At 38.5% G+C, this 25011-nt stretch carries 25 protein-coding genes; 24 read left to right on the top strand and 1 reads right to left on the bottom strand.

All coding sequences use genetic code 11. The features are described from left to right. Positions 1-7 precede the first annotated feature (7 nt). Positions 8-1054, top strand: coding sequence for a SepM family pheromone-processing serine protease (locus CRI88_RS03620; protein ID WP_036125288.1), 1047 nt, complete (start codon positions 8-10; stop codon positions 1052-1054). A gap of 52 nt (positions 1055-1106) precedes the next feature. On the opposite strand, the gene CRI88_RS03615 is transcribed toward CRI88_RS03620, so the two are convergent. Then, positions 1107-2318 carry a nucleotidyltransferase gene (locus CRI88_RS03615; RefSeq protein ID WP_089931931.1) on the bottom strand — a complete coding sequence of 404 codons (1212 nt, stop codon included), beginning with the start codon at positions 2316-2318 and terminating at the stop codon, positions 1107-1109. A gap of 167 nt (positions 2319-2485) precedes the next feature. Here CRI88_RS03615 and CRI88_RS03610 point away from each other — a divergent pair, with 167 nt between their 5' ends. From CRI88_RS03610 to sigE, 23 genes are all read left to right on the top strand, one after another. Then, the gene (locus tag CRI88_RS03610; RefSeq protein ID WP_036125282.1) at positions 2486-3019 is read left to right on the top strand and encodes a YceD family protein; all 534 of its coding nucleotides are present in this window, start codon (positions 2486-2488) and stop codon (positions 3017-3019) included. Positions 3020-3043: 24 nt separating this feature from the next. After that, positions 3044-3217, top strand: a complete 174-nt coding sequence (gene rpmF / locus CRI88_RS03605; protein ID WP_010858320.1) for a 50S ribosomal protein L32 — start codon at positions 3044-3046, stop codon at positions 3215-3217. A gap of 163 nt (positions 3218-3380) precedes the next feature. Continuing rightward, entirely contained in the window at positions 3381-4148 is a 768-nt protein-coding gene (locus CRI88_RS03600; RefSeq protein ID WP_058843463.1) for an enoyl-CoA hydratase/isomerase family protein, read from the top strand. Between the two features lie 110 nt (positions 4149-4258). Then, positions 4259-4636, top strand: a complete 378-nt coding sequence (locus tag CRI88_RS03595) for a transcriptional regulator (RefSeq protein ID WP_036125273.1) — start codon at positions 4259-4261, stop codon at positions 4634-4636. Positions 4637-4848: 212 nt separating this feature from the next. After that, positions 4849-5751: a ketopantoate reductase family protein gene (locus tag CRI88_RS03590; protein ID WP_101966396.1), complete on the top strand. Its 903-nt coding sequence runs from the start codon at positions 4849-4851 to the stop codon at positions 5749-5751. Then, positions 5748-6143 carry a DUF3397 domain-containing protein gene (locus tag CRI88_RS03585; protein ID WP_036125267.1) on the top strand — a complete coding sequence of 132 codons (396 nt, stop codon included), beginning with the start codon at positions 5748-5750 and terminating at the stop codon, positions 6141-6143. The genes CRI88_RS03590 and CRI88_RS03585 overlap by 4 nt, the downstream gene beginning before the upstream one ends. A 271-nt stretch (positions 6144-6414) precedes the next feature. After that, the gene (gene bshC / locus CRI88_RS03580) at positions 6415-8031 is read left to right on the top strand and encodes a bacillithiol biosynthesis cysteine-adding enzyme BshC (RefSeq protein WP_036125265.1); all 1617 of its coding nucleotides are present in this window, start codon (positions 6415-6417) and stop codon (positions 8029-8031) included. 253 nt (positions 8032-8284) lie between these two features. Further along, on the top strand, positions 8285-8716 hold the full coding sequence (gene mraZ / locus CRI88_RS03575) for a division/cell wall cluster transcriptional repressor MraZ (protein WP_036125263.1): 432 nt from the start codon (positions 8285-8287) through the stop codon (positions 8714-8716). Positions 8717-8777: 61 nt separating this feature from the next. Beyond that, the gene (gene rsmH, locus CRI88_RS03570) at positions 8778-9728 is read left to right on the top strand and encodes a 16S rRNA (cytosine(1402)-N(4))-methyltransferase RsmH (protein WP_036125261.1); all 951 of its coding nucleotides are present in this window, start codon (positions 8778-8780) and stop codon (positions 9726-9728) included. Beyond that, positions 9729-10100 (top strand): cell division protein FtsL, encoded by a 372-nt coding sequence (gene ftsL2, locus CRI88_RS03565; RefSeq protein ID WP_036125259.1) that lies wholly within the window; start codon positions 9729-9731, stop codon positions 10098-10100. Beyond that, complete coding sequence (locus CRI88_RS03560) at positions 10097-12319, top strand: penicillin-binding protein (RefSeq protein WP_051891697.1); 2223 nt, start codon at positions 10097-10099, stop codon at positions 12317-12319. Before ftsL2 ends, CRI88_RS03560 begins: the two co-directional genes overlap by 4 nt. A gap of 57 nt (positions 12320-12376) precedes the next feature. Next, on the top strand, positions 12377-14293 hold the full coding sequence (locus CRI88_RS03555; RefSeq protein WP_058843466.1) for a stage V sporulation protein D: 1917 nt from the start codon (positions 12377-12379) through the stop codon (positions 14291-14293). Positions 14294-14418: 125 nt separating this feature from the next. Continuing rightward, complete coding sequence (mraY, locus tag CRI88_RS03550; protein WP_036125252.1) at positions 14419-15390, top strand: phospho-N-acetylmuramoyl-pentapeptide-transferase; 972 nt, start codon at positions 14419-14421, stop codon at positions 15388-15390. After that, positions 15390-16739 carry a UDP-N-acetylmuramoyl-L-alanine--D-glutamate ligase gene (gene murD / locus CRI88_RS03545; protein ID WP_036125250.1) on the top strand — a complete coding sequence of 450 codons (1350 nt, stop codon included), beginning with the start codon at positions 15390-15392 and terminating at the stop codon, positions 16737-16739. Before mraY ends, murD begins: the two co-directional genes overlap by 1 nt. Positions 16740-16779: 40 nt before the next feature. Beyond that, positions 16780-17859 carry a putative lipid II flippase FtsW gene (gene ftsW, locus CRI88_RS03540; RefSeq protein WP_058843467.1) on the top strand — a complete coding sequence of 360 codons (1080 nt, stop codon included), beginning with the start codon at positions 16780-16782 and terminating at the stop codon, positions 17857-17859. Between the two features lie 20 nt (positions 17860-17879). Then, a complete protein-coding gene (locus tag CRI88_RS03535) occupies positions 17880-18710 on the top strand; it encodes a cell division protein FtsQ/DivIB (protein WP_036125245.1) in 831 nt (276 codons plus the stop codon). Beyond that, complete coding sequence (locus CRI88_RS03530) at positions 18691-19416, top strand: DUF881 domain-containing protein (RefSeq protein WP_036125243.1); 726 nt, start codon at positions 18691-18693, stop codon at positions 19414-19416. The genes CRI88_RS03535 and CRI88_RS03530 overlap by 20 nt, the downstream gene beginning before the upstream one ends. 121 nt (positions 19417-19537) lie before the next feature. Then, positions 19538-20257: a DUF881 domain-containing protein gene (locus tag CRI88_RS03525; RefSeq protein WP_058843468.1), complete on the top strand. Its 720-nt coding sequence runs from the start codon at positions 19538-19540 to the stop codon at positions 20255-20257. A 3-nt stretch (positions 20258-20260) separates the two neighbouring features. Further along, positions 20261-20632: a small basic family protein gene (locus tag CRI88_RS03520; RefSeq protein ID WP_036125237.1), complete on the top strand. Its 372-nt coding sequence runs from the start codon at positions 20261-20263 to the stop codon at positions 20630-20632. A 95-nt stretch (positions 20633-20727) separates the two neighbouring features. After that, positions 20728-22011 (top strand): cell division protein FtsA, encoded by a 1284-nt coding sequence (gene ftsA / locus CRI88_RS03515; protein WP_036125235.1) that lies wholly within the window; start codon positions 20728-20730, stop codon positions 22009-22011. A 53-nt stretch (positions 22012-22064) separates the two neighbouring features. Continuing rightward, a complete protein-coding gene (ftsZ, locus tag CRI88_RS03510) occupies positions 22065-23222 on the top strand; it encodes a cell division protein FtsZ (protein WP_058843469.1) in 1158 nt (385 codons plus the stop codon). A gap of 191 nt (positions 23223-23413) precedes the next feature. Next, entirely contained in the window at positions 23414-24247 is an 834-nt protein-coding gene (locus tag CRI88_RS03505; protein ID WP_036125177.1) for a sigma-E processing peptidase SpoIIGA, read from the top strand. Positions 24248-24260: 13 nt separating this feature from the next. Beyond that, positions 24261-24968 carry an RNA polymerase sporulation sigma factor SigE gene (sigE, locus tag CRI88_RS03500; RefSeq protein WP_009373518.1) on the top strand — a complete coding sequence of 236 codons (708 nt, stop codon included), beginning with the start codon at positions 24261-24263 and terminating at the stop codon, positions 24966-24968. Positions 24969-25011: the final 43 nt, after the last annotated feature.

The raw sequence follows: 25011 nt of genomic DNA, 5'->3' as shown, positions 1-25011 counted from the left end.
TTTTCAAGTGAAGAAAAAAATTGGTATTTATGCAGTGTTAATAGTCGTGATTTGTTTTATGATGTTATACCGACTAGACGCGTATATTATGAAACCTGGAAGTGCATATGATGTCAGTAAATTCGTGACGGTAGATAGCAAAGAGGCTGATAGTGTGGGGTCTTTAAGCTTAATGACTGTCGCGATGCAGCAAGCCACCCCATTTTCGTATTTGTGGGCTAAAGTTCAAAAATATCAAAAGCTAATGGATATTGAACAAGTACGCAATCCTTTAGAGGATGATGAGGAATATAATATTCGACAGTTAAAATTAATGTCTGATTCCCAATTTAATGCGAAATATGTAGCTTTCCAAAGAGCAGGATTAGAGACTAAAGTTCATTTTAACGGTGTATTTATATTAAATGTGTTAGATGGAGGAGCGTCTGATGGCATTTTAAAAGCTGGGGATGAAATTATCGAGGTTGACGGTCAAAAAATAACTAGCCAGCAAATGCTTGTTGACCTTTTAAAACCTAAACAGCTTGGAGATAAAGTAACAATACAATTTATACGTAATGAAGAGCAAAAACAGGAGACAATTACCTTACAGGAGATTCCGAATACACAGGAACATAGAGCAGGGTTAGGTATTTCTTATACGGAAAGTAAATCGATTGAAACAATGCCAAAAGTGACGATGAAAACAGAGGATATTGGAGGGCCCTCTGCTGGCTTGATGTTTACACTTGAAATATTGGACCAGCTTCTTGATGAAGATTTAACAAAGGGTTATGCTATTGCTGGTACGGGTGAAATGTTAGTAGATGGATCGGTTGGTAGAATTGGCGGGATTGATTATAAGGTCATTGCCGCTGATCGGGACGACATGGAAATCTTCTTCGCGCCCGATGATGAAATTTCTCAAGAAATGAAAGCGAAATACCCAGAGCTAGAATCTAACTATTCGACGGCTGTTAAAACGGCCAAAGAGATCAAAACTAAAATGAAAATCGTTCCAGTGAAAACGGTTGACGATGCCATTAGCTATTTAAAGCAACTACAGCCGAAATAGATAGAGCGAAAAAGGGATGCTAGAATTTTACTAGCATCCCTTTTGATAGCCATTAACAACGGATAGGGGGTGTTTGATAATCTTTGGGAAGAGTCCAATCCTTTGTGCCTTGTTCGATACTTAAATTGTATAGCTCTGCTGCATGTATATCTATTGCTAACATTGCATCATTGGTAGCTGCCACTCGGCTAATTAAAGGTAATTGGATATCCTTTTTTTGCTTACCTAAATAAGCTTGCCCCACCGAGCTCATACCTAATAGCCGAATATAAGAGGGTGCTTCGAAACTTTGAAGCTGCTCTTTTGTAAACCCCGTGTATATATGTGTTATCATGCGTTGAAGGCGGGTCCATGTATAACGTTTAGATTTAATTTTTTCCATAAAGCTATTGAAGGAGGAGCTAGTTTTGGCTGCTTTCACAATAGCATTTTCAATTCCCTCTGTTACTTCTGCATAACGAGTCAGTTCTGAAGGCGTGTGTCTGATGATGGTAAACTGTAATAACGGCCAAAATGCTTCCCAGCTTGCAAATTGACTATACTGTTTATGCCAGTCTGTTAAATAACTATAAGTAGTCTCAGGAACAACATTTTGCACACTCTGTAAAGAATTTGTAGACGCAAGTGCTTTACGTATACCAGTGGCACTTGCAATCGATGTGTCTTCCTTTAATGCATCATGGTATCCTGCAGCTACGCGAGAAATAGTTAGTGGTTTGATGTGACTGTTAAGTGATTTCGCTGCTTCAAGATAATGAAAGCCTAGTATATTATTTGGCTGTGCGAGATCAATGTATGGAGCAGGGAACTTCTGAGAAAGCTGTTCATAGGCATAATGTAGGCTTTTCGGATAGCTTGCACCTGTTTTAAGGCTGTTTTTAATAAGCATGTCATATTCTGCACGGTTGTGGTCTATCAACTCATATGTGTTTAAAAAGGGTTGAATCGAGCCGTCTTCACTTCCGAAGGCAAATGAGTCACAGCCAACGGCGCTTAATAAGGAAATGGCACCTTTTGCGAAATCTGTGGCTGGTGCTGTACTATAGACGTAGGGCAGCTCAATAACAATATCTACACCACCAGCAAGCGCCATTTTAGTACGTGTCCATTTATCTACCATGGCTGGCTCTCCACGTTGTAAAAATGTGCCGCTCATAACAGCGATAACAAGTTCCGCCTGTGCTACTTTTTTAGCCTGTTTTAAATGATAAGCATGTCCGTTGTGAAAAGGATTATATTCAACGACAATTCCAACTGCTTGCATGCTTTTCCCCCTTATAATTTGTGTCATTATTTGAAACTGTTAGGAGCAAATACACTTCTCATAGTATTTAATTATAAGTGGGTTTTTAAGTGGTGACAAGAAATTATCTTGACATCTATTTTTACACATTATATAATCAACATTGTTGTCTCGAGGTGATTAAACGAATGAAATGGTCAATTCATCAATTATCTAAATACCGCCAAAACGGGATGCCAATCGATGCCTTTGTCCAGCTGGACGAAGTGATGGAGCGAAACCAGGATATTCGAGCAATTTCGCCCGTTCATGTAAAAGGGCTATGTACTTTTGGTGCATCGCAAATGACATGTCAGTTAACTGTGACAGCAACGTTAACACTGCCATGTGCTCGCACGTGGGAGGATGTTGAGTTTCCAATTGAAGTCGAAACAGTTGAAATTTTTAGCTGGATTGATGAAGATAAACGAGGAGACGATGACGGAGACATTCACTATATAGAAGGTGAAGTCATCGACATGAAACCAATTCTCGAGGAATTAGTATTGCTTGAGGTACCAATGCAAGTGTTCAAGGAAGATTCTGAAGGACAAGTGCAGGGCGGTAAAAACTGGTCTTATGCAACAGATGAAGACGTAAAGCTACACAAAAAAGCTGACGAACAAAAAGTGGATCCAAGACTAGCTTCTTTAGCTAAGTATTTTGATCAAACAGACGAATAGACGATCTGTAAGGAGGTGCCATCAATGGCTGTACCATTTAGAAGAACTTCTAAAACTGCAAAAAGAAAGCGTCGTACGCATTTCAAATTATCTGTACCTGGTATGGTAGCTTGCCCTAACTGTGGTGAGGCAAAATTATCACACCGTGTTTGCAAAGCTTGCGGACAATACAAAGGTAAAGAAGTAGTAAGCAAATAATACAGTGTTTGCTCACTTAAAAGGCTAGTAGAGAGACCATGGCTCTTTACTAGCCTTTTTGTTAGCTTGAAAAGACGGAATATTTCGTTGATTATGAAGTTCTTTACAATAGTAAAATAATTGTGTGATACAATTTATTCACAGGAATAAAGGGGGTAACAGTATGTCTTACACAATTGATAATCATGATGGCATTATGACATTTACCATTAACCGTGAAGAGAAGCGGAATGCTGTCAATGATGAGGTTATGAATGGTCTTCAAGAAGTCATTACATATATTCGTCAGCATGAAGATGTGCGTTTTTTGGTAGTGACAGGTGCAGGCGATAAATCATTTTGCTCAGGAGGGGATTTATCTGAGTTTCATTCACTGGAAACAGAGGATGAGGCATTTGGTATGTTAAGTAAGATGGGGAAAATATTATACGATCTTGCTACGTTACCTGTGCCCACTATAGCGCTTATAAATGGTACTGCTGTTGGCGGCGGCTGTGAAATTGCAACAGCTTGTGATTTCCGTTTAGTGGCAAGTCACGCGAAATGTGGCTTTATTCAAGGTACATTAGCCATTACAAGTGGATGGGGTGGCGGTACATATTTATTTGAACGAGGTTTACGCCATGATCGCGCGATGAAGATGCTAGTAGATGCAAAGCCGTATCCTGCACAACTACTATATGAAATTGGATGGGCGATGCGTGTATTTGAAGGCTCAAAAGAAGAGGCTTTAAATGATTTTATTGAACATATGCGAAAAATTCATCCTGCTGTTCATAAAGCCTATAAGGAAATTGAACTTCGGAAGTGGCGTGAACGCAATATGTATGAGCGTGTGATGGAGGAAGTTCGTACTTGCGCGAAGCTGTGGGAAAGTGAAGCGCATCACCAAGCAGTTAATAATTTCTTGACTAAGAAGAATAATAAGTAATGTATAAAGGCAGTGATGAGAGGGAAACATCATCACTGTCTTTTTTCATGCAATGATTCTATTTTGCCCACTTGTGCATATAGTAGTAAAAAATGCGAGGGTGATAGATTATGGAATTGAAAAAAAGAAAAGATCAATGGACAAAGGAAGACGATGAAAGACTAGCAGAAATTGTGTTGCATAATGTGCAAAATGGCAAAACACAGCTAGAAGCCTTTGAAATGGCGGCTGTAGAATTGGGTCGTACAAAGCAAGCTTGTGGCTTCCGCTGGAATAAAACATTGCGTGGTCAATATAGTCAGTCACTATTAGCTGTTCGAAATCAGCCCCAACAATCTATGCGAAGTCACTTGAAATTGGCATTGACAAGTTTTGACGAATTAACGGAGGCTTATCAAACGCTTGAGATGAAGCATCGTGAATTGCAAAATGAGCATGATAAGTTAGTGAAATGGCTACAACAGGGCTACTCATTGATGAAAGATTAAAGTTCTAAGTATGATGACTACATTATTTTTCTTTCCTGGCGATAAAACCCTTTCAGTGTATCGTCAACAATCGGTCTATCCTGTATAATAAAAGAACCTGCATAGAAGGTGCCTTAGAAGTAATCTGAGGCACCTTATTCTTATAGTTTTATTTTGGTTTAGCAATTGTTTTTTTGTGCCGAAAACATTCAAACGAAGGAGGGGTGGAGAAGATGGACGTAGCGGTAATTGGTGCAGGAGCGGTAGGTCAACTAACAGCGAGCTTTTTAGCGGAATCGGGTATGTCAGTAACGTTGGTTGCAAGGAGGCAGGAACAGGTCAATGAACTAAATACAAAGCAGTTAACACGTATCAATGTTGATGGTACCAAAACTGTGCAAAATGTTGTTTCTACTACAGATTTGGCCACTCTACCACCACAAGATTTACTTGTGATTGCTGTTAAATATGGTCATTTGCAAAAGCTCTACAAACAATTTGCTGCATTATCGAGTGATATGCCATTGCTTTTTATGCAAAACGGCTTAGCGCATTTCGAGGAGGCACTAACCTTACCACAAAAAAATATTGCCTTTTGTTCAATTTCTTTTGGTGCTCAAATGATGGGGCAAGCAACAGTTCAACATAGAGGAGTGGGACACTGTAAACTTGCGGTAGAAAGAGGGGATCAACGGATCTTTCAAAAGCTATTACAATTACAAAATTCTTTGTTTCCTGTTGAGCTGGTTCGTAATGCTGAGCAAATGCTTTTTGAAAAAGCAGTGCTAAATAGCTTAATTAATCCATTATCAGCTGTATTGCAAGTGAAGAACGGTGGGTTGGTAACGAATCAACAGGCGTTTTTACTTATGGAAACTATTTATAAAGAGCTTACAGAAGCTTTTCAAGCTATTGAACAGACTATACCTTTTACTGATGTGGTAGACTTATGTAGGAAAACGGCCAAGAATACATCATCTATGCTTACAGATCGTCTACAGGGTCGAAAAAGTGAAATTGAAACAATTGTTGGTGTCATTCTAAACAAAGCTTTAGCTAACGGTCATAATTTACCTACTTTGCGTACTTTATATCACCAAGTACTTGCAATAGAGGAGAGCGGTGAACGAAGTTGAAAGACTTTTTACATATACTGATTAGTATCATCATTTTTTGTCCAATTGTTCTTTTTGTCATTGTTTATCTTGTTGGCAGAAAGGTTAAAATTCGCGGCACACATGCTTTTGGAGCAGCATCTGATGTGACGACATTGTGCTTGTTTTTTTCTGTTCCATTAGCTATTGGGGTGCTGTGGCGCGTGAATGTAGGAGCACTTTTAGTCATGCTTGCGATAATGATGGCTATGATTTTTACATATATTGATTGGAGAACTAAAAAGGAAATAGAAGTAAAGCCGTTACTAAAGAAAATTTGGCGTTTTTTATTTTTAATACTTAGTACAGCCTATGTAGTGATCTGGATAGTGGGGGTTATTCAATCCATTGTAGAATATTTACAGGTTGTCTAAGCATTTTCTTTTCATGTTGAAGCTATAAGCGTTAAAATAATAGCATCAAAATTAGTTATAAAAAAATCATTCTTTATGAATGGGAATATTGATTAAATTCATAGATCTTAGTGCTATAAGCATAGTTTAGTCATCTTGTGCTGTTGCTAGCTTATGTAATGATGAAAGATGGGCTAAAAACATTTAAGACATCATGTGCATAGTATGAATGGAATTAATTTCTCATTATGGAGTAAGAAAATGATTTAGTGAGTAGAGGAGTTTATGTTAAATGAAACTGGAGTCTATCCAAGTACCTATAAAAAATCATGTGCTAGCAGATTACTGGTCGCCAAATACCGCCATTCATCAATTTTTTGAGTATGAGTATAATGATCAAGCTTTTGAGGAAAGAGCGAAGCATTTAGCACAACATGCTCGAGACCAAAAAGAATTAACAGCCATCATTCGTCAATTTATGGAGCCGCTTGGGCTTTCTAACAAGGCGAATGAACATTTAGAACAACTAGAGCAAGGAGCTATGGTGGTAGTCGGTGGACAACAAGCAGGTATCTTAACTGGCCCTCTTTACTCCGTTCATAAAGCTATTTCAGTGATAGCATTAGCGAAAGAGCAAAGTGCTAAGCTTCAACAGCCTGTCATTCCTGTTTTTTGGATAGCTGGAGAGGATCACGACTTAGAAGAGATTAATCACACTTATACAGTACATGGAGAATTACTAAAAAAGCGTGCGTATAGTGAGCGCTCTAGACGTAAAACGATGGCTTCTGCAACAGTTCTAAATAAAGAGTTGATGACGCAATTGATTAATACAATTGTTCGGGATATTGGTGAGACAGAGTATACGGAAGCGTTGATGAAGCAACTAGTAGACGCGCTGAACGAAAGTGAAACATTTACAGACTTCTTTGCCTGTTTGATGAATCAACTATTCAAAGAGGAAGGCCTGCTGTTAATTGATGCAGCCAACTTCCAATTCCGTCAATTTGAAAGCAAATATTTTGCGCAAATCATCCACTACAATGAAGAAATTGCTAGAATAGTAACGGAACAGGAAGAGGAACTGGAGCGTGCTGGCTATGGTAAGCCTATTTTGGCGACATATGAAGCGGCCAATTTATTTTATGTAGAGGATGGAGAACGTCATCTTTTAGAAAGAAAAAATGAGCTATTTGTTAATTTAGCGGCAAATCTCAAATTTACACAGGATGAGCTGTTGGCAATTGCTGACAAGCATCCTGAACGTTTAAGTAATAATGTAGTGACTCGTCCGTTAATGCAGGAGATGACACTGCCTGTGTTGGCATTTGTTGGTGGCCCAGGTGAATTGGCTTATTGGGCAACACTGAAAAATGCATTTTCAGCATTAGATTTACAAATGCCGATTTTTGCGCCTCGTCTTCATATCACAATTGTTACACGTCACGCAGAGCAATTATTACGTGAGCATCAACTAACTGTGACGGATGTATGGGAAGGCAAAGCATTGCAGTTAAAAGAACGTTTTATTGCAGACGTGCAGGACAGTGAAGCAAAACGACAAATACAAGCTATGCAGCAGATAGTAACAGAAAAATATGAGGAGCTAGCTTCCTATTTAGAAAAACAGCATTTGCATTTAGAAAAGATCCTTGTAAAAAACCAAGAAAATCATGAGAAGCAATTTGATTATCTACAGCAAAAAATTGAACAAACTGTACTAAGCAAGCATGAAGCGACGATTCGTAAATTTATGACGCTGCAACATGAATTGTATCCAAATGATGGTTTCCAAGAGAGAACCTATAATCCATACCAATATATCAATGAGTTTGGACCTATGCTAATTACCGAAATGCTGAAACAAAATTACAGCATTGGTAAGCACCACTATTTACTCTATTTATAAATAATGAAATAAGTTCTTTTTACCTAATTATTTGTTTACCTCCATATGGATTTGGTGAATAATGTCGAGAAAAATAGTATATAAAGAGCTATCCTACTAAGGGTAGCTCTTTTCTTATGTCCTTTAGCATATATCAAAAAAAATCCTAAAGGCCAAATTGCATATTAAGTGATAAAATGTCAAGTTTTTTTTAAAAAAAGTGGAGGAAAGTGGGGGGATGTGGTACATTATTTAATAAAGTGGGGTGAGTAGTATGTTCATGGGAGAATATCAACACTCCGTTGATGCAAAAGGGCGAATAATCGTACCGGCAAAATTTCGTGAAGCTTTAGGCGAAACGTTTGTTGTCACAAGAGGTCTCGATAACTGTCTATTTGGCTATCCTATGAATGAATGGCGAAAACTCGAAGAAAAATTAAAAGGTTTACCAATGACCAAAAAAGATACCCGAGCATTTGCAAGGTTTTTCTTTTCTGGAGCAACAGAGGTAGAAATAGACAAGCAGGGGCGTATCAATATCCCAACTACTCTCATGCAACATGCACATCTTGTAAAAGAGTGTGTGGTGTTAGGGGTTTCAAATCGAATTGAGATTTGGGCAAAAGATGCTTGGGAAGCTTACTTTAGTGAGTCTGAACAATCTTTTAATGAAATTGCAGAAAATATGATTGGCTTTGATTTTTAACTTTTATAGGTATTACAACGCGATAGTTGTATGAGGTTAAGGCCTGAAAGGAGCGTGTGGTATGTTCGATCATACAACCGTGTTATTAAAAGAAACTGTTGATGGGTTGAACATCGATCCTGATGGTGTATATGTGGACTGTACGCTAGGTGGTGCAGGTCACAGTGAATATTTAGTACAACAATTATCAGATAAAGGTCGTTTGATTTGCTTTGACCAAGATACGACGGCCATTGAAAATGCGAAAATTCGATTAGCGCCCTATATTGAGCGTGTTACATTTATTCATTCGAATTTCCGTTATTTAAAAGAGGAACTAGTAGCTCATGGTTTCGAGCAGGTTGATGGCATTTTGTATGACTTAGGTGTATCTTCTCCACAATTAGATACACCTGAACGAGGCTTTAGCTATCACCATGATGCACCACTTGATATGCGTATGGATCAAACAGCAACGCTGACAGCATTTGATGTTGTTAATCATTGGGCATATGAAGATCTCGTTCGGATATTTTTCCGTTATGGGGAAGAAAAGTTTTCAAAGCAAGTGGCTCGTAAAATCGAAGAAGCTCGTAAAGTAGCTCCAATTGAAACAACTGGTCACCTTGTAGAATTAATTAAAGAGGGTATTCCAGCAGCGGCACGCCGAAAAGGTGGACATCCAGCAAAGCGCATTTTCCAAGCAATACGAATTGCTGTCAATGATGAGCTAGGCGCAGCAGAGGATTCATTAGTCGATGCGATTGATATGATTAACGTAGGGGGGCGCATTAGTGTCATTACGTTCCATTCATTGGAGGACCGCCTATGTAAGACAATCTTTAAGGAAGCGTCATCATTACCGGAATTACCACCAAACTTACCTGTAATTCCTGATGACATGAAGCCAACTTTAAAGCTGATTACACGAAAGCCAATTATTCCTTCTGATGAAGAATTGGCAGTCAATAATCGTGCACGTTCAGCGAAGCTTAGAGTGGTGGAGAAAATTAACGACAAAGGGCGTGAGTAAATGGCAGCAGTTCGTGTAAGGCAACAGCACCAACATCAACAAGTGCAACAACCGATAACACCACCTAGTCCACAACCCACTATCATACGTCGTAAAAAACCGAACCAGAAGTTTGAAAAGACAATGCTACTTGCTTTAGTTGGCATTATTATAGTTTTAGGAGTAATAGTGTTAAATAAACAAGCAGCTATTCAAACAACAAGTATAGACATTCAAAACATTGAATCAGAAGCAGAAGAGATTGCGAAACAGAATGTTGACTTGACGGTTCGTGTGAGTGAACTTTCTACATACGAAAACATATGGAAAAAAGCGAAAGAACTCGGTTTAACTCAAAATGAGAAAAATGTAAAGGTAGTGCCGGGAGAATGAAAAAAAAGAGATTTCGATTCCAATGGGGAGCCTTTCTATTATTAATTTTTTATGGAGGGCTCTTTTTTCTATTATTTACAAGAATGGTGACGATTCAGGCGACAGGGGAAGTAGAAGGACAAGAGCTTGCAGCGAGAGCCGCAGCGAAGTATGGTAAAGAAAGTGTACTTACAGCAAATCGTGGGAAGATTTATGATCAAAATGGGCAAGTAATTGCGGAAGATACATTAAGTTACCGCATAATTGCCATTGTAAGCGAAAAGGCTACGACAGATCCTAAGAAACCAAGACATGTAGTAGATTCTGAAAAAACGGCCGAGGTTTTGGCTAAGTATATTCCAGCAATGAAGGACAATGAAGAAGAGATTGTTAAAAAACTGAACAATCGATATAGAAGTGATGGCGAGCCTTTATACCAAGTTGAGTTTGGCAGCGCTGGACGAGGCATTAGTCACGAAGTCATGAGTAAAATAAAGGATGAAAAATTACCAGGAATCCTATTTGTCAGTGACTTAAAACGTTATTATCCAAATGGTGTATTTGCCTCCCATTTAATAGGCTATGCACTGAAAAAGGATAATGAAGATGGAACAGTTACAACAAAGGGAGAAATGGGCCTAGAGTATACGTATGATAAAGAGCTAACAGGCGTCAATGGCAAGATTAAATATGAGACGGATGCATTCCATTACTTACTCCCAAATAGCGAGAAAATGGTGACACCTGCCAAAAACGGGAATGACATTTATTTAACGCTCGATAAAACAATCCAAAGCTTTTTAGAGGAAGCAATGACAAAGGTTGAACAGGAATATAATCCTGAATCTATGACAGCGGTCGTAGCAGATCCGAAAACAGGGAAAATTTTAGCGATGTCTCAGCGTCCTACGTTCAACCCTGAAACACGTGAAAGTCAAAATATGAAGTGGTTGAATGAGGTGATTGAGGAGACAATCGAGCCTGGATCAACGATGAAAACATTCACGCTTGCTTCAGCTATTGATACAGGAAAATGGACACCGAATGAATGGTTTATGTCAGGATCATATACAGTATTTGACCGTACGATTCGAGATCACAATAGATATGGTTGGGGACCAATTACTTATTTAGAAGGGTTCCAACGATCTGCCAATACGGGTATGGCCCATTTATTAACGAAGATTGGTGATGATGTCTTTATTGAATATCTGGACCGCTTTGGTTTTGGTCATAAAACAGGTATTGATTTACCGAATGAAGCGGCAGGTACTATTTTATCGAAGTATCCTATTCAACGAGTGACAACAACTTACGGCCAAGGTTCTACAGTAACGCCTATTCAGTTAATCCAAGCGATGACAGCAATTGCGAATGATGGAAAAATGATGCAGCCGTATGTTATTGATCGTATTGTCGACTCATCAACTGGAAAAGTTATTCAAAAGCATGAGCCCGTGGAAAAAGGACAACCAATTAAAGCTGATACAGCGAAACAAGTACGAGAAATCCTTGCTTCAACGTTAACCTCAGAAAAAGGTACGGCGAAGGATTTTATACTGGAGGATTATGAGGTTGCTGGGAAAACGGGGACTGCCCAAATTCCAAAAGCTAGTGGTGGATATCTTTCAAACCAATACCTCTATTCATTCTTAGGCTTGGCTCCTGTAGACGATCCACAGTTAATTGTCTATGTCTCAGTGAAAAAACCTAAGTTGAGCAACGAGCTTGGATCTGTACCAGTGTCAAAAGTATTTAACCCAGTTATGTTAAATAGCTTAAAGCATCTTAACATCAATCCAGATGATGTACAGCATGTCAATAAAGTTAGTATACAAGATTATACAGGTCAAAGTGCTGAAGCCGTGGAGGTAGAATTAGCGAATGATGGTTTACAGCCAATCATTGTTGGCGCTGGTGGTAAAATTATTGAACAATATCCAACGAACACTCAAAAACTTGTAAAAGGTAGTTTTATATTTTTAAAGACAGATGGCGAAATAACATTGCCAGACTTTACGAATTGGTCATTACGCAATTTACTTGTTTTTAAATCCATGACAGGGCTAGAGATGGAAATTTTCGGTGAAGGCTTTGTAGCGAGTCAAAGTGTATCCGCAGGAACTATCATCACTGATAGTTCACCGATTGTTGTCAAGCTCAAAACACCTGCAGAAAGCTTTGTGCAAGATGTTGAAGCCCCCGCTGAGGGTGAAGTTGAAGAAATAGAGGATGAATAATACTGAATAGAAGTCCACTTTATTTCATACGTTGTAAAAAACAAGGTGTGATGTCGAATGAAGTGGATTTCTATCCATTCTAAAAAGCGTTTACGTATTTTATATGTGTTGTTTATGTGTGTGGCTGTGGCAATTATTGTAAGACTGCTCTTTTTGCAAGTATTAGATCAAAAAGAACTGACAACGAAGGCAGAGGAGAATTGGGACCGAGAAATTCCATTTGCAAATGAACGTGGGCATATTACAGATCGAGATGGTGAAAGCATCGTAACCAATAAGCTAGCTCCAACCTTGTATTTCATGCCTTCACAAAGTAAGGATATTGAAGGGGCTGCAGAAAAAATTGCGCAAGTTCTGGAAGTAGACAAAGAGAAGCTACTAGAGAAAATGCAGAAAAAAGCCTATTTAGTGAAGTTAGCGCCGGAAGGGAAAAATATACCCTATGAAAAAGCGGTGGAATTACAAGGTATGCAAATTGAAGGATTATACAGTGGTGTGGACTATTCTAGGGATTATCCTTACGGCACACTCTTATCTCGATTTTTAGGCTTTACTGGCTATGATGCTCAAGGCTTAGCTGGGATTGAATATGAATATGATAAATTATTGCAGGCTAATTCTTCTGCGATTCGCCTCTTTACAGATGCAAAAGGTAATAATTTACCAAATGTTTCGAGTGCATGGAAAGCGGGAGAGGATGGTGCAACAATTGAGTTAACCATCGATGTCGATGTCCAGCAGGTTGTTGAGCGTGAATTGTCACAAGCTATGAAGCGCTATGAAGCTGACCAAGCATTGGCTATTGCTATGAATCCAAATAATGGTGAAATTTTAGCATTAGCCTCCTATCCGACTTTCCATCCAGCTGAATATCAATTAGTAGAGCCTGCGATTTATAATCGAAATTTACCTGTATGGATGACATACGAGCCTGGTTCAACTTTTAAAATTATTACCTTGAGTGCAGCCTTGGAAGAAAATTTAGTGGATTTAGAACATGATACTTTTTATGACCCAGGCTATACAATGGTTGCTGGTGCAAGGCTTCGCTGTTGGAAGCGTGAGGGGCATGGGCATGAAACATTTTTAGAGGTAGTTGAAAACTCCTGTAACCCAGGTTTTATAGAATTAGGACAGCGGTTAGGTAATGAGCGGTTGTTGCAATATATTAAAGATTTTGGTTTTGGTCAAAAGACAGGATCTCATATTGCTGGTGAAGCTTCAGGGATTTTATTTTCTAAGGAAGCCTTTGGACCTGTTGAGCAGGCCACCACTTCATTTGGGCAAGGGGTAGCCGTGACACCTATTCAACAAGTGCAGGCAGTAGCTGCTGCAATCAATGGAGGCAAGCTCTATACGCCATATGTTGTGAAAAAGGTATTTAATCCGAATACAGGGGAAGTTATACAAGAGACGGAGCCAGTTGTTAAAAATCAGGTGATTCGTGAGGAGACATCTGCCAAAGTACGAGGCGCATTAGAATCGGTAGTGGCGAATGGTTCAGGTCGACAAGCCTTTCGTGATGGCTTACGAATTGGCGGTAAAACAGGAACCGCACAAAAGGTTGAAAATGGTCGTTATAAAAGTGGAGAATATATCGTATCATTTATAGGCTTTGCGCCTGCAGACAATCCGCAAATTGTCGTCTATGTAGCTGTTGACAATCCGAAAAAGACAACACAGTTTGGCGGTGTTGTAGCAGCACCGATTGTTGGGCAAATTATTGAGGATGTTGCACCTTTTGTAGGTATTGAAAAATCGAAGGAACAGCTTGAAAAGGATTATCGTTATGGTGATCCAATTACTGTGAAGGTACCGAATTTTATTGGTCAAACAAAAGATGATATTGCCAAGCAATTTTATCCATTCCGCATAGAATGGCATGGGGAAGGGACCAAAATTGGTAACCAATTACCTGAAGTGGATAGTGTTATCAAACAAGATGGTACCATTCATTTATATTTGGAGAACTAAAATAACTTTACCTTTAAAAAATGGGAAAGAACCACTATTATTATGAAGGGTAGTAATAAATAAATGAAAGTTTATGCTTTTTTCTTAAAGAAGAAAGTGAAACAAGATTTAAAGGAGATTTTTCAATGAAACTCGCAACAACACTTACCATTTTAGCTCTTGCTTTTATAGTAACAGTTATCCTGGCACCAATTAGTATTCCACTTCTTCGTCGTCTAAAGTTTGGGCAAAGTATTCGTGAAGAGGGACCAAAATCACATATGAAAAAAGCTGGTACACCAACAATGGGAGGAATCATTTTTTTAATATCTATCGTCCTTACAACTGTTGGTGTAGGTAGCTTTTTAGATTTATTAACGACACAAACCGTAGTACTTTTATTAGTATTAGCAGGGTTTGGTTTAATAGGTTTATTGGATGATGGTTTAAAAGTTGTATTTAAAAGAAATTTAGGTTTAACTTCTCTTCAGAAGTTGATTGGTCAAATTGTTATTGCTATTCTTGCTTATTTCCTGCTGTATGTAGGATCATTTGATACAACGCTCGCTATTCCGTTTACTGAGTGGACAATAGATCTTGGGGTATTCTATGTAGCCTTTTTAATTTTCTGGCTAGTAGGCTTCTCCAATGCCGTAAATTTGACGGATGGTTTAGACGGGCTAGTGGCAGGCACTGCTTCAATTGCCTTTGCAGCATTTGGCGTTATTGCGCTCTTCCAAAATCAAGCGGATATTGCACTATTTACATTTGCTGTAACAGGTGCTTTATTAGGATTTTTATTATTTAATGCCAATCCTGCCAAGGTATTTATGGGAGATACGGGTTCGTTAGCATTAGGTGGGGCATTAGCGATGGTATCTGTGCTAGTAAAGGAAGAATTCTTGCTTTTGCTAGTTGGTTTAGTGTTTGTTATCGAAACATTATCCGTTATTTTACAGGTAGGTAGCTTTAAGCTTCGCAAAAAGCGTATTTTTAAAATGAGTCCTATCCACCATCACTTTGAATTATCAGGTTGGTCAGAATGGAAAGTCGTGCTTGTCTTCTGGTCAACTGCTCTAGCAGTAGCATTGATTGCAGTCTTATCGGAGGCGTTCTAATGAAAAACTATACAGATTTACAACATAAAAAAGTACTTGTGTTAGGTCTAGCAAAGAGTGGTGTAGCCGCTGCTGAAATTTTACATGAGCTTGGCGCCTTTGTAACCGTCAATGATTCCAAACCATTTGATGAAAGTCCAGATGCACAAGGTTTATTACAAAAGGGGATTACAGTGATTTGTGGTCGTCATCCTGAAGATTTACTAGATGAAGGCTTTGAATTAGTAGTCAAAAATCCTGGGATACCATATAGCAATCGAATTGTGGCTGATGCCCTTCGTCGTGAAATACCTGTCTGGACAGAGATTGAGCTTGCTTATTTAATTAGCGATGCGCCATTTATTGGTATAACAGGATCAAATGGCAAAACCACAACGACAACTTTAATTTTTGATATGTTAAATAGTGGGAGTAAAAATCCTCTAATTGCGGGGAATATTGGGACAGTAGCCTGTGGTGTCGCAAAAGAAGCTAATAAAGATGACATCATTGTAACTGAATTGTCTTCATTCCAATTGATGGGAATAAAAACGTTTAAGCCAAAAATCGCTATTTTAACAAATCTTTATGATGCACATCTTGATTATCATGGGACATTTGACAATTATGCTGGAGCAAAGTTTGGTGTGACACGTAATCAAGATGATAGTGATTATTTTATTTATAATGCGGATCAACCGATTGTTGTTGGATATGCAGCACAATCGAATGCTCAAAAAGTTCCATTCAGTTCAAAGGGACGTACTACAAGCGGCATTAGTGCAGATGAGACAACGATTTATTGGCAAGGTGAGCCATATATGGAGCGTGCTCATATCGCCCTGCCTGGCAAGCATAATTTAGAAAACATCCTAGCAGCCGTTGCAGCTTGTATTTTAGTTGGCTGTGACAAGGCGAAGATGGAAGAGGTGTTAGCGACTTTTGGTGGCGTTCGTCACCGTACACAATTCGTTCGCGAATGGAATGGTCGAAAGATTTACAATGATTCTAAGGCAACCAACTGCTTAGCAACAAAGAGTGCTTTAGATGCTTTCCAAGCACCTATTATTTTACTCGCAGGTGGCTTAGATCGTGGACATTCTTTTGAAGAACTTCGCCCTTGTATGCAGCATGTAAAAGGTGTTGTTGCATTTGGAGAAACAGGCTTACGCTTTGTAGAATTTGCAAAGTCGTGTGGTGTCCAACAGACAGTCATTGCCCAAAATGTAGAAGACGCTGTACACTATGCAGCACCGATGTCGGCAGAGGGAGATATTATCTTACTATCTCCAGCATGTGCAAGCTGGGATCAATATGACAGCTTTGAAATACGCGGAGATGTTTTTATTGATGCTGTAATGAAGCTGTAATGAGCCTGTAACTATTTTAGAATATACTTGACTTGGAAGGATGGCATTACTGAGAGGTAAAGAAAGTTACTTATTGCTCGTCACAACTTTGATGCTATCAATAATCGGCATTGTTTTCGTCTATTCTGCAGGTACCTACTGGAGTGCCGTTCATTATAGTGGAAAAATGCCGTTTTATATGAAGCAAAGCATATACTTTGTGGTAGCCATTATCGTATTTTTAATCACGATTCGATTAAATATTTTGAGAGAGCAGTCCTTTTGGAAAATGGCCTATATATTTTCGTTAATTTTACTTGTTCTCGTACTAATTCCAGGTATTGGGCTTGTGAGAAATGGCTCGCAAAGCTGGATTGGTTTAGGTCCATTAACAATTCAGCCAGCAGAGCTAACGAAAATTACAGTCATTGTGTACTTGAGTCATATATTAGCGCAACATAAAACAGGAAAACCGATTGTTAATTGGCGCCATGGGGCGATTCTTCTACTACCCGTTGCCCTTATTATGTTGCAGCCTGATTTCGGCTCAGTATTTATTCTTGTTGTCTCTGTGTTTTTATTATTTTTTGTCGCTGGCTATCCTCTAAAACTGTACGCCATGATTATGCTAGTTGGTGTTGCTGGATTGGTAGGGCTCATTGCGACAGCACCGTATCGTCTAAAGCGTATAGAAGCATTTCTTGATCCATGGGCAGATCCCTTAGTAAGTGGATTCCAAGCAGTGCAATCCTTAATGGCAATTGGTCCAGCAGGGATATTCGGTCATGGTTTTGGTCAAAGTCGTCAAAAATTCCTTTATTTACCTGAACCGCAAAATGATTTTATTTACGCAATTATTTTAGAAGAAGTCGGATTAATTGGTGGCCTTGTCATTTTAGCGCTCTTTGTACTGACAATTTATGCAGGCTATAAATTTGCTGTACAGGCTAAAAATCGAACATCCTATTATGCGATTATCGGGCTTGTTACGATGTTGATGGTGCAAGCATTTCTAAATATAGCTGTCGTAATAGGTTTAGTGCCAGTAACGGGTGTTACATTGCCCTTTATTAGCTACGGAGGTACATCTTTAGTAACAATGTGGTTAATAATAGGTATTATTTATCAATTAGCGAAATAAATATAAAGGAGGAGTACTTTTTGGAGAAAGTAATCGATATAGAAGATCGCATACCTACGCTTAAAAAGCGACGAAAAAAGCGTACTAACCGGAAATTTATAGTGCTAATATTACTTTTCTTTATTGTGTTAGCAGTACTCCTTTATTTTCAATCTCCATATAGCAATATCAAGAAAATCACAGTTCATGGTGCTAAGCTAGCGAATGACGAATATTATTTGGAGACAAGTACCCTTGTTCCAGGTAAATCAATGTGGGGTTTCAAAGTGGAAGATGTTGAGCAGATTTTATTAAAGGATAAATGGGTAAAAGAAGCACATGTTAAACGTAACTGGCTACAAGGCGTTACAATTGAAATAAAAGAATGGAAAAAGGTTGCGTACTTAGCTGGAGACGGCACCTACTATCCTTTGCTAGAAAACGGCAAACGCTTTGAACAAACTGGTAATGATACACCAATTGATGCACCTGTTTTTATCGGGATAACCGGTGAAAAAACCATTAATAAGCTTGTTGAGCAGCTAGCGCAATTAAAGCCGGAAGTTTTGGCTTTAATTTCTCAAGTTAACACGAATAGTAATGATGCGAATCCAAATGCGGTCAAGCTTTATATGAATGATGGCTATGAAGTACGTGCTGTGATTCAGACGCTGGCGGAAAAGTTAGATTACTACCCCTCGATCGTTGCGCAAATTGCCAACTTAGAAAAAGGTGTGATCGATTTAGAGGTCGGTTCATACTATCGTCCTTTTAATGAGGAGTACAACAAGATAAGTATTGACTTGGAAGCAAGTGCAGATGGGGAAATGGTTAACCAGGAAGTGACGGAAGATGAACAACAAGAAGAATAGCAAAGGGAGTTTTTTTTCTAGAAAACAATTTGAATTACTAATTGTTTGTGTAACAACAGGATTTATCATAGGCTATTCATACAACCAAGCAAAAGACAATCGGGAAGCAGGCACTATTAATTCAGAGCTTTTTGAGCAAGAGGACTCTTATCGTGAGGAGTTAATCACTCAACAAGAACGCAATAAAGAGCTTACAGAAGAGCTAAATAATTTACAAGAACAGATTCGAAAGTATGAAAAATCATTTGCTTCAAATGAAAAGGATTATAAGAAGCTTGTTGAACAAGCAGAGGATTTACGTTTATTACTTGGTGAACTAAAAAGTGAGGGAAAAGGCATACGTGTAACTCTTCAAGATGGAGACTATGATCCGAAATCTTTGAATCCAAATGATTATATCGTTCATGAAAGCCATGTTTTTAAATTGTTGAACGAACTGAAAATTTCAGGTGCTCAAGCCATTGCTATCAATGGACAACGTGTTATGGCTAATTCCTATATTCGCTGTAATGGACCAGTGATAACAATTGATGGGACACAGCACCCAGCGCCATTTGTGATAGAAGCAGTAGGTGATTCAGAAACTTTAATGGCTTCTTTAAATTTAAATGGTGGTGTGGTGGATCAGCTATTAAATGACAATATTATCGTGTCATTGGAAGAAAATCAAAAGCTGACAATGCCAAAAGTAAAAGTAGAAAGTTAAGGACAAGCTTTATTGATCCTACTTAAAGTCTAACTTAGCCTCCAGATAAATAGACGATTGTAGTATTTACAATTCAAATATGAATTCTGCGGGGCATGCGATACGTCTAGGAGGGGCTATTTTGAAAAGAAATATGTACACCCGAATAACGATCGTGCTATTTATTATCGGTTTGATGATAGCGGTACAATACAATACCATACAAAAACCAGCTGAGCGAGATACACGAGATATTTGGGCAATAAGAGAGGAATTAGCACAAGAAAAACAAAGACATTCCGCATTACTGGCAGAAATTCGCTCACTTCATGAAGTAGTGGATCGCTATGAGCAATCTGAGAAAGTAAATCAGCAAGCAGCTTTAAATGAAACATTAAATCGTTTAAAGCTACAGGCAGGATTAACAGAAGTTATGGGGGCAGGCGTCATACTACATGTTGAACCTGCACCAGAATTAATTGAAATGGGGTATGAAATTAAAGAAATTTCACCCGATTTATTAACTCAGTTATTAAATACGCTTTTTAAAAATGATGCTACGAGTGTTTCCATCGATGGCAACCGTGTTGTACAAACAACAGCCATTCGGGATATAAATGGTAAGACAACAGTGAATAGTATACCATTGTCTTCCCCTACTTTCGAGATTCATGTTGGGACAAGCAATTATAAAGCAGCACAAAAATTGTATAATTCACTACAAGCCTCAACATTTGTAGACTCATTTTATTTAGATAATTTTAATTTAGTGATTGAAGAGCCAACTGAGCAGTTACAAATTCCAGCATTTGATCAGCCATTGACAAATGATTATTTAGCAGAGGTAAAAAAAGGAGATTAATATATGTGGCTACCATTTTTAGGTTTGCTATTTGGACTTGCCCTTGGCTTGTTAACAAATATACAAATCCCCTCTATGTATGAAAATTATCTGTCAATAGCTGTTTTAGCAGCTTTAGATACATTATTTGGTGGTATTCGCGCGCAATTACAGCAAGTTTACGACGATAAAGTATTTGTATCAGGATTCTTTTTTAATATAGTTCTAGCAGCGGGTTTAGCCTTTATAGGCGTGAACTTAGGGATTGATTTGTATTTAGCAGCCATTTTCGCTTTTGGAGTACGATTGTTCCAAAATATAGCAATAATTAGGCGTATATTACTAACCCGCTTAGATGAAAAACGTCACAAGAGAAAAAGAACTTCCATAGAATGAGAGAAAAATTGACCAAAATACTCGATTTGCTTAGACATTATGCCAAATTTACAATAGAATGAAAATAAGAGCATTTTTCAAGGAGGTGCAGCGAATTGAATCAGCAAGATTTATACATTTCACTTGATATTGGGTCCTCCTCTATCAAGGTATTAATAGGTGAAATGAGTGACGGGCAATTACATGTAATTGGCGTCGGAAATGTAAAATCGAATGGCGTTCGAAAAGGTGCAATTGTTGATATTGATGCAACAGTACAATCTATTCGAAAAGCAGTAGAACAAGCCGAACGAATGACAGGTTATCAAATTCATGAAGTCGTTTTAGGCGTTCCAGCTAACCAGACGATGTTACAGCTAGTTAAAGGTGTTGTCGCTGTGAATAGTGAAAATAGAGAAATTACAGATGATGATTTAGACAGAGTGGTAGAATCTGCACAAGTCATGTCGATACCTCCTGAACGTGAATTAGTTAACATCATTCCAAGACAGTTTATTGTAGACAACCTTGATGAAATTAAAGATCCTCGTGGTATGATTGGCATCCGCCTTGAGATGGATGCAACAATGATAACGACTTCCAAAACGCTTCTACACAACGTTCTTCGCTGTGTAGAACGAGCTGGTTTAAGTATACGAGAAATATATTTGCAGCCATTAGCATCAGGCTACTTTGCATTAACTGAAGATGAAAAAAACCAAGGGACTGCCTTTATAGACTTAGGAGGCGGATCTACAACAATCACGGTATTTGAAGAGGGTTTGTTAACGCATACGGGTGTCATACCAGTTGGTGGTGATCATATAACGAAAGATATTTCAATCGTTTTAAAAACACCAACAGAACAAGCAGAGCAGATCAAACACCAATTTGGACATGCCTTTTATGACGATGCATCTGATGATGAAGTCTTTGAAGTGCCTGTTGTAGGTACAGATTCAACTGATCAGTACAGTCAGCGTTATATTTCAGAAATTATTGGCGCTAGATTAGAAGAATTATTGGAGTTAGTGATTGATGAGTTGGCGCGTTTAGGTGTTCGAGATTTACCAGGTGGCGTTGTTTTAACCGGTGGCGTTGCAAAGCTTGAAGGAATAGCCCAATTGGCACGTCAAATTCTACAAACGCGTGTAAGAATCTATACACCCGATTATATTGGCGTTAGAGAGCCTTCATTTGCGACGGCAGTTGGACTTATTCGTTACGCCTATTTAGAAGATGATTTTTACGGTAAGAGTACGAATACGCAACCTGTTGAATATGCAGCTGTAGGGGCTCAACCAGCTATAAATAAAAAGCAAGAGTATTCTACACCTTCAGAACCAAAAGAAAGCGTAATCGGGAAAGCAAAAAAATTATTTGATAAGTTTTTTGATTAACTAGAATGCGTAATGAATGATACAGAGTCGAGTTACCGTGGGAGGAAAAAGAGATGTTAGAATTTGATACAAGTGTTGATGAACTTGCAGTAATAAAGGTCATAGGTGTTGGTGGCGGCGGTAACAACGCGGTCAATCGAATGATAGAACATGGTGTACAAGGCGTTGACTTTATCGCAGTGAACACAGATGCACAGGCATTAAACTTATCCAAAGCGGAAATAAAGCTACAAATTGGTGCTAAATTAACGCGTGGACTAGGTGCAGGTGCAAATCCTGAAGTAGGAAAAAAAGCTGCTGAAGAGAGCAGAGAACAGCTAGAAGAAGTTCTTCGTGGGGCAGATATGGTATTTGTGACAGCTGGTATGGGTGGCGGAACAGGTACTGGTGCAGCCCCAGTTATTGCACAAATTGCACGTGAATTGGGAGCCCTTACAGTAGGGGTTGTCACACGCCCATTTACGTTTGAAGGACGTAAGCGCCAAACACAAGCAATCGGTGGAATTGGTGGCATGAAGGAATCAGTAGATACACTGATTGTGATTCCGAACGATAAGCTTTTACAAATTGTTGATAAATCAACACCAATGTTAGAAGCCTTCAGAGAAGCTGATAATGTTTTACGTCAGGGTGTACAAGGTATTTCGGACTTAATTGCAACACCTGGTCTTATTAACTTAGACTTTGCTGACGTGAAAACAATTATGTCTAACAAAGGTTCAGCATTAATGGGCATTGGTATCGCAACAGGCGAAAATAGAGCTTCTGAAGCTGCGAAGAAAGCAATTTCAAGTCCATTGCTTGAATCGTCAATTGATGGTGCTAAAGGTGTCCTTATGAACATTACGGGTGGTTCAAATCTAAGTTTATTTGAAGTACAAGAAGCGGCAGATATCGTAGCTTCTGCGTCAGATGAAGAAGTAAATATGATTTTCGGTTCTGTTATTAATGAAAATCTTAAAGATGAAATCATTGTTACAGTTATTGCGACTGGCTTCACTGAAGAAGCACTACAGCAACAACGTAATACAGCAAAACCGTCACTCAACATAAACAGACAATCTGCTCCACAACAACAGGCGCCGATTCGTGAACAACGACAAGAAACGCATGTTCAACAAGAGCAGCCACGTCAAAATCAGCAACATTATGCACAGGATGACATGCTTGAAGTACCTGCATTTTTACGTAACCGCAAAAATCGCGGATAAAACAAGCATAAATCTTCTAGAAAGCTCGTATTCTACTTAGGTAGGGTACGAGCTTTTTATATTGCATAACATGTTGTTCAAATGTGTAAGGAAACCATGTATTTTGTCAAAACATTTTCAGGAAATGATGCGATTGTTTGACAATATTTGTGGGAATAACGTGCTAACTTTGTAAGTAGGAGGCGGCTGTTATGTATGGAGAATGGCTGGTGCTCATTAATACGCTTTTTAATCTAGCAATACTCACGTTTACGGCAAGAGTAACAGGGGTCTTGGTGAAGAATTCAAGATTATTAATGAGTTCAATTTGTAGTAGTTTTGTAGCTGTCATTGGCGGTCAAATGCTGTGGACGACGATTCTTAGTTTTATATTGCTAATTGGTATAGCATTTCACTTCAAGATTCGAAGTTTTCAGAAGCAAGGTCCTATTGTATTAACAGCAACAATCGTTATTGGCGGTTTATTAACAGCTCTACAACCTTTTTTGAAAAATCTTTCTGTTACCCATTTTATTATGATTTGCTTTTTACTTGCAGTTTTAAATCTTATTGCATTCTACAAGCAATGGGGTTTTGTAAAGCTAGAACGCTTAAGTGGTCAATTTGTTTTTGATACAACTTTAAAAATTTTTGGGGCAACCATACCACTTTCTGCTTTTGTGGATACAGGTAATCAAGCTATTGAGCCATTATCAGGAAAGCCGGTTCATTTTGTTTCCTATACAGCTTTACGGCCACATTTACCTTCAGCGTTCCGTCAATCATTAATAGAATGGCAAGAAACAGATCCGTACAATGTATCCATGTTTTCAGAAGATTATCAGCGTTATATACGATTTATTCATGTTAATACGGTACAGCAGCAAACCGTAGTGCTTGGTTTTCGTTTTGATGAGTGGCATATAAAGGGGGAGCCCTCACAAGTGAAAACGAATGAATATATCGTTTTAACCAAGAAAGCTAAAAATTTTCCACATAGCACAGCAGCAATTTTACATTTTTCAGCGCTTTCAAATAACTCATAGAGGGGGAGAACTATTGCTTCTTAGGCTACTTGCTAGCTTGAAAAAATTATGGAGTAAGTTTCGGAGTCGTGAAACGTACTATATAGGGGGAAATGATTCATTGCCAGTGCCATTAAGTCGAGAAGAAGAAGTTACAGTCATTGCATCCTTTATGAACGGTGATTTACGTGCTAGAGACACACTAATTGAACGTAATTTACGTCTTGTTGTATATATTGCAAGACGTTTTGATAACACAGGCACGCCAATAGAAGATTTAATCAGCATAGGTTCGATTGGTTTAATTAAGGCGATTGAAACGTTCAATACTGATAAAAATATTAAGCTTGCAACATATGCATCACGTTGCATTGAAAACGAAATTTTAATGCATTTACGAAAAACAAGTCGTATGAAGGGTGAAGTTTCACTAGATGAACCACTAAATTCTGATGCAGATGGAAATGAATTATTACTGTCAGATATTTTAGGAACAGAAGAGCATATTATTCTTGATAATGTTGAGAAGAAAATTGAACGTCAGCATATGTTCCATGCGATTAATTTATTAGGTGCGCGAGAGCGGTATATTATGGAATGTCGTTTTGGTCTCAATGGAAAAGTTGAAATGACTCAAAAAGAAGTGGCAGATCATTTAGGCATATCGCAATCATATATTTCCCGATTAGAAAAGAAAATTATTCAAGATTTACGTGAAAATTTAAATCAACCGATTTCGTAGAAAGGGAAATTTAACCTGCCTAAAATTGGTCGCAGCTTTTGTG

The organism is Lysinibacillus fusiformis (assembly GCF_002845985.1).
Classification (GTDB): Bacteria; Bacillota; Bacilli; order Bacillales_A; family Planococcaceae; genus Lysinibacillus; species Lysinibacillus fusiformis_D.
The sequence above is the reverse complement of the archived record's forward strand: the minus strand, read 5'-3'. Positions and strand labels throughout refer to the sequence as shown.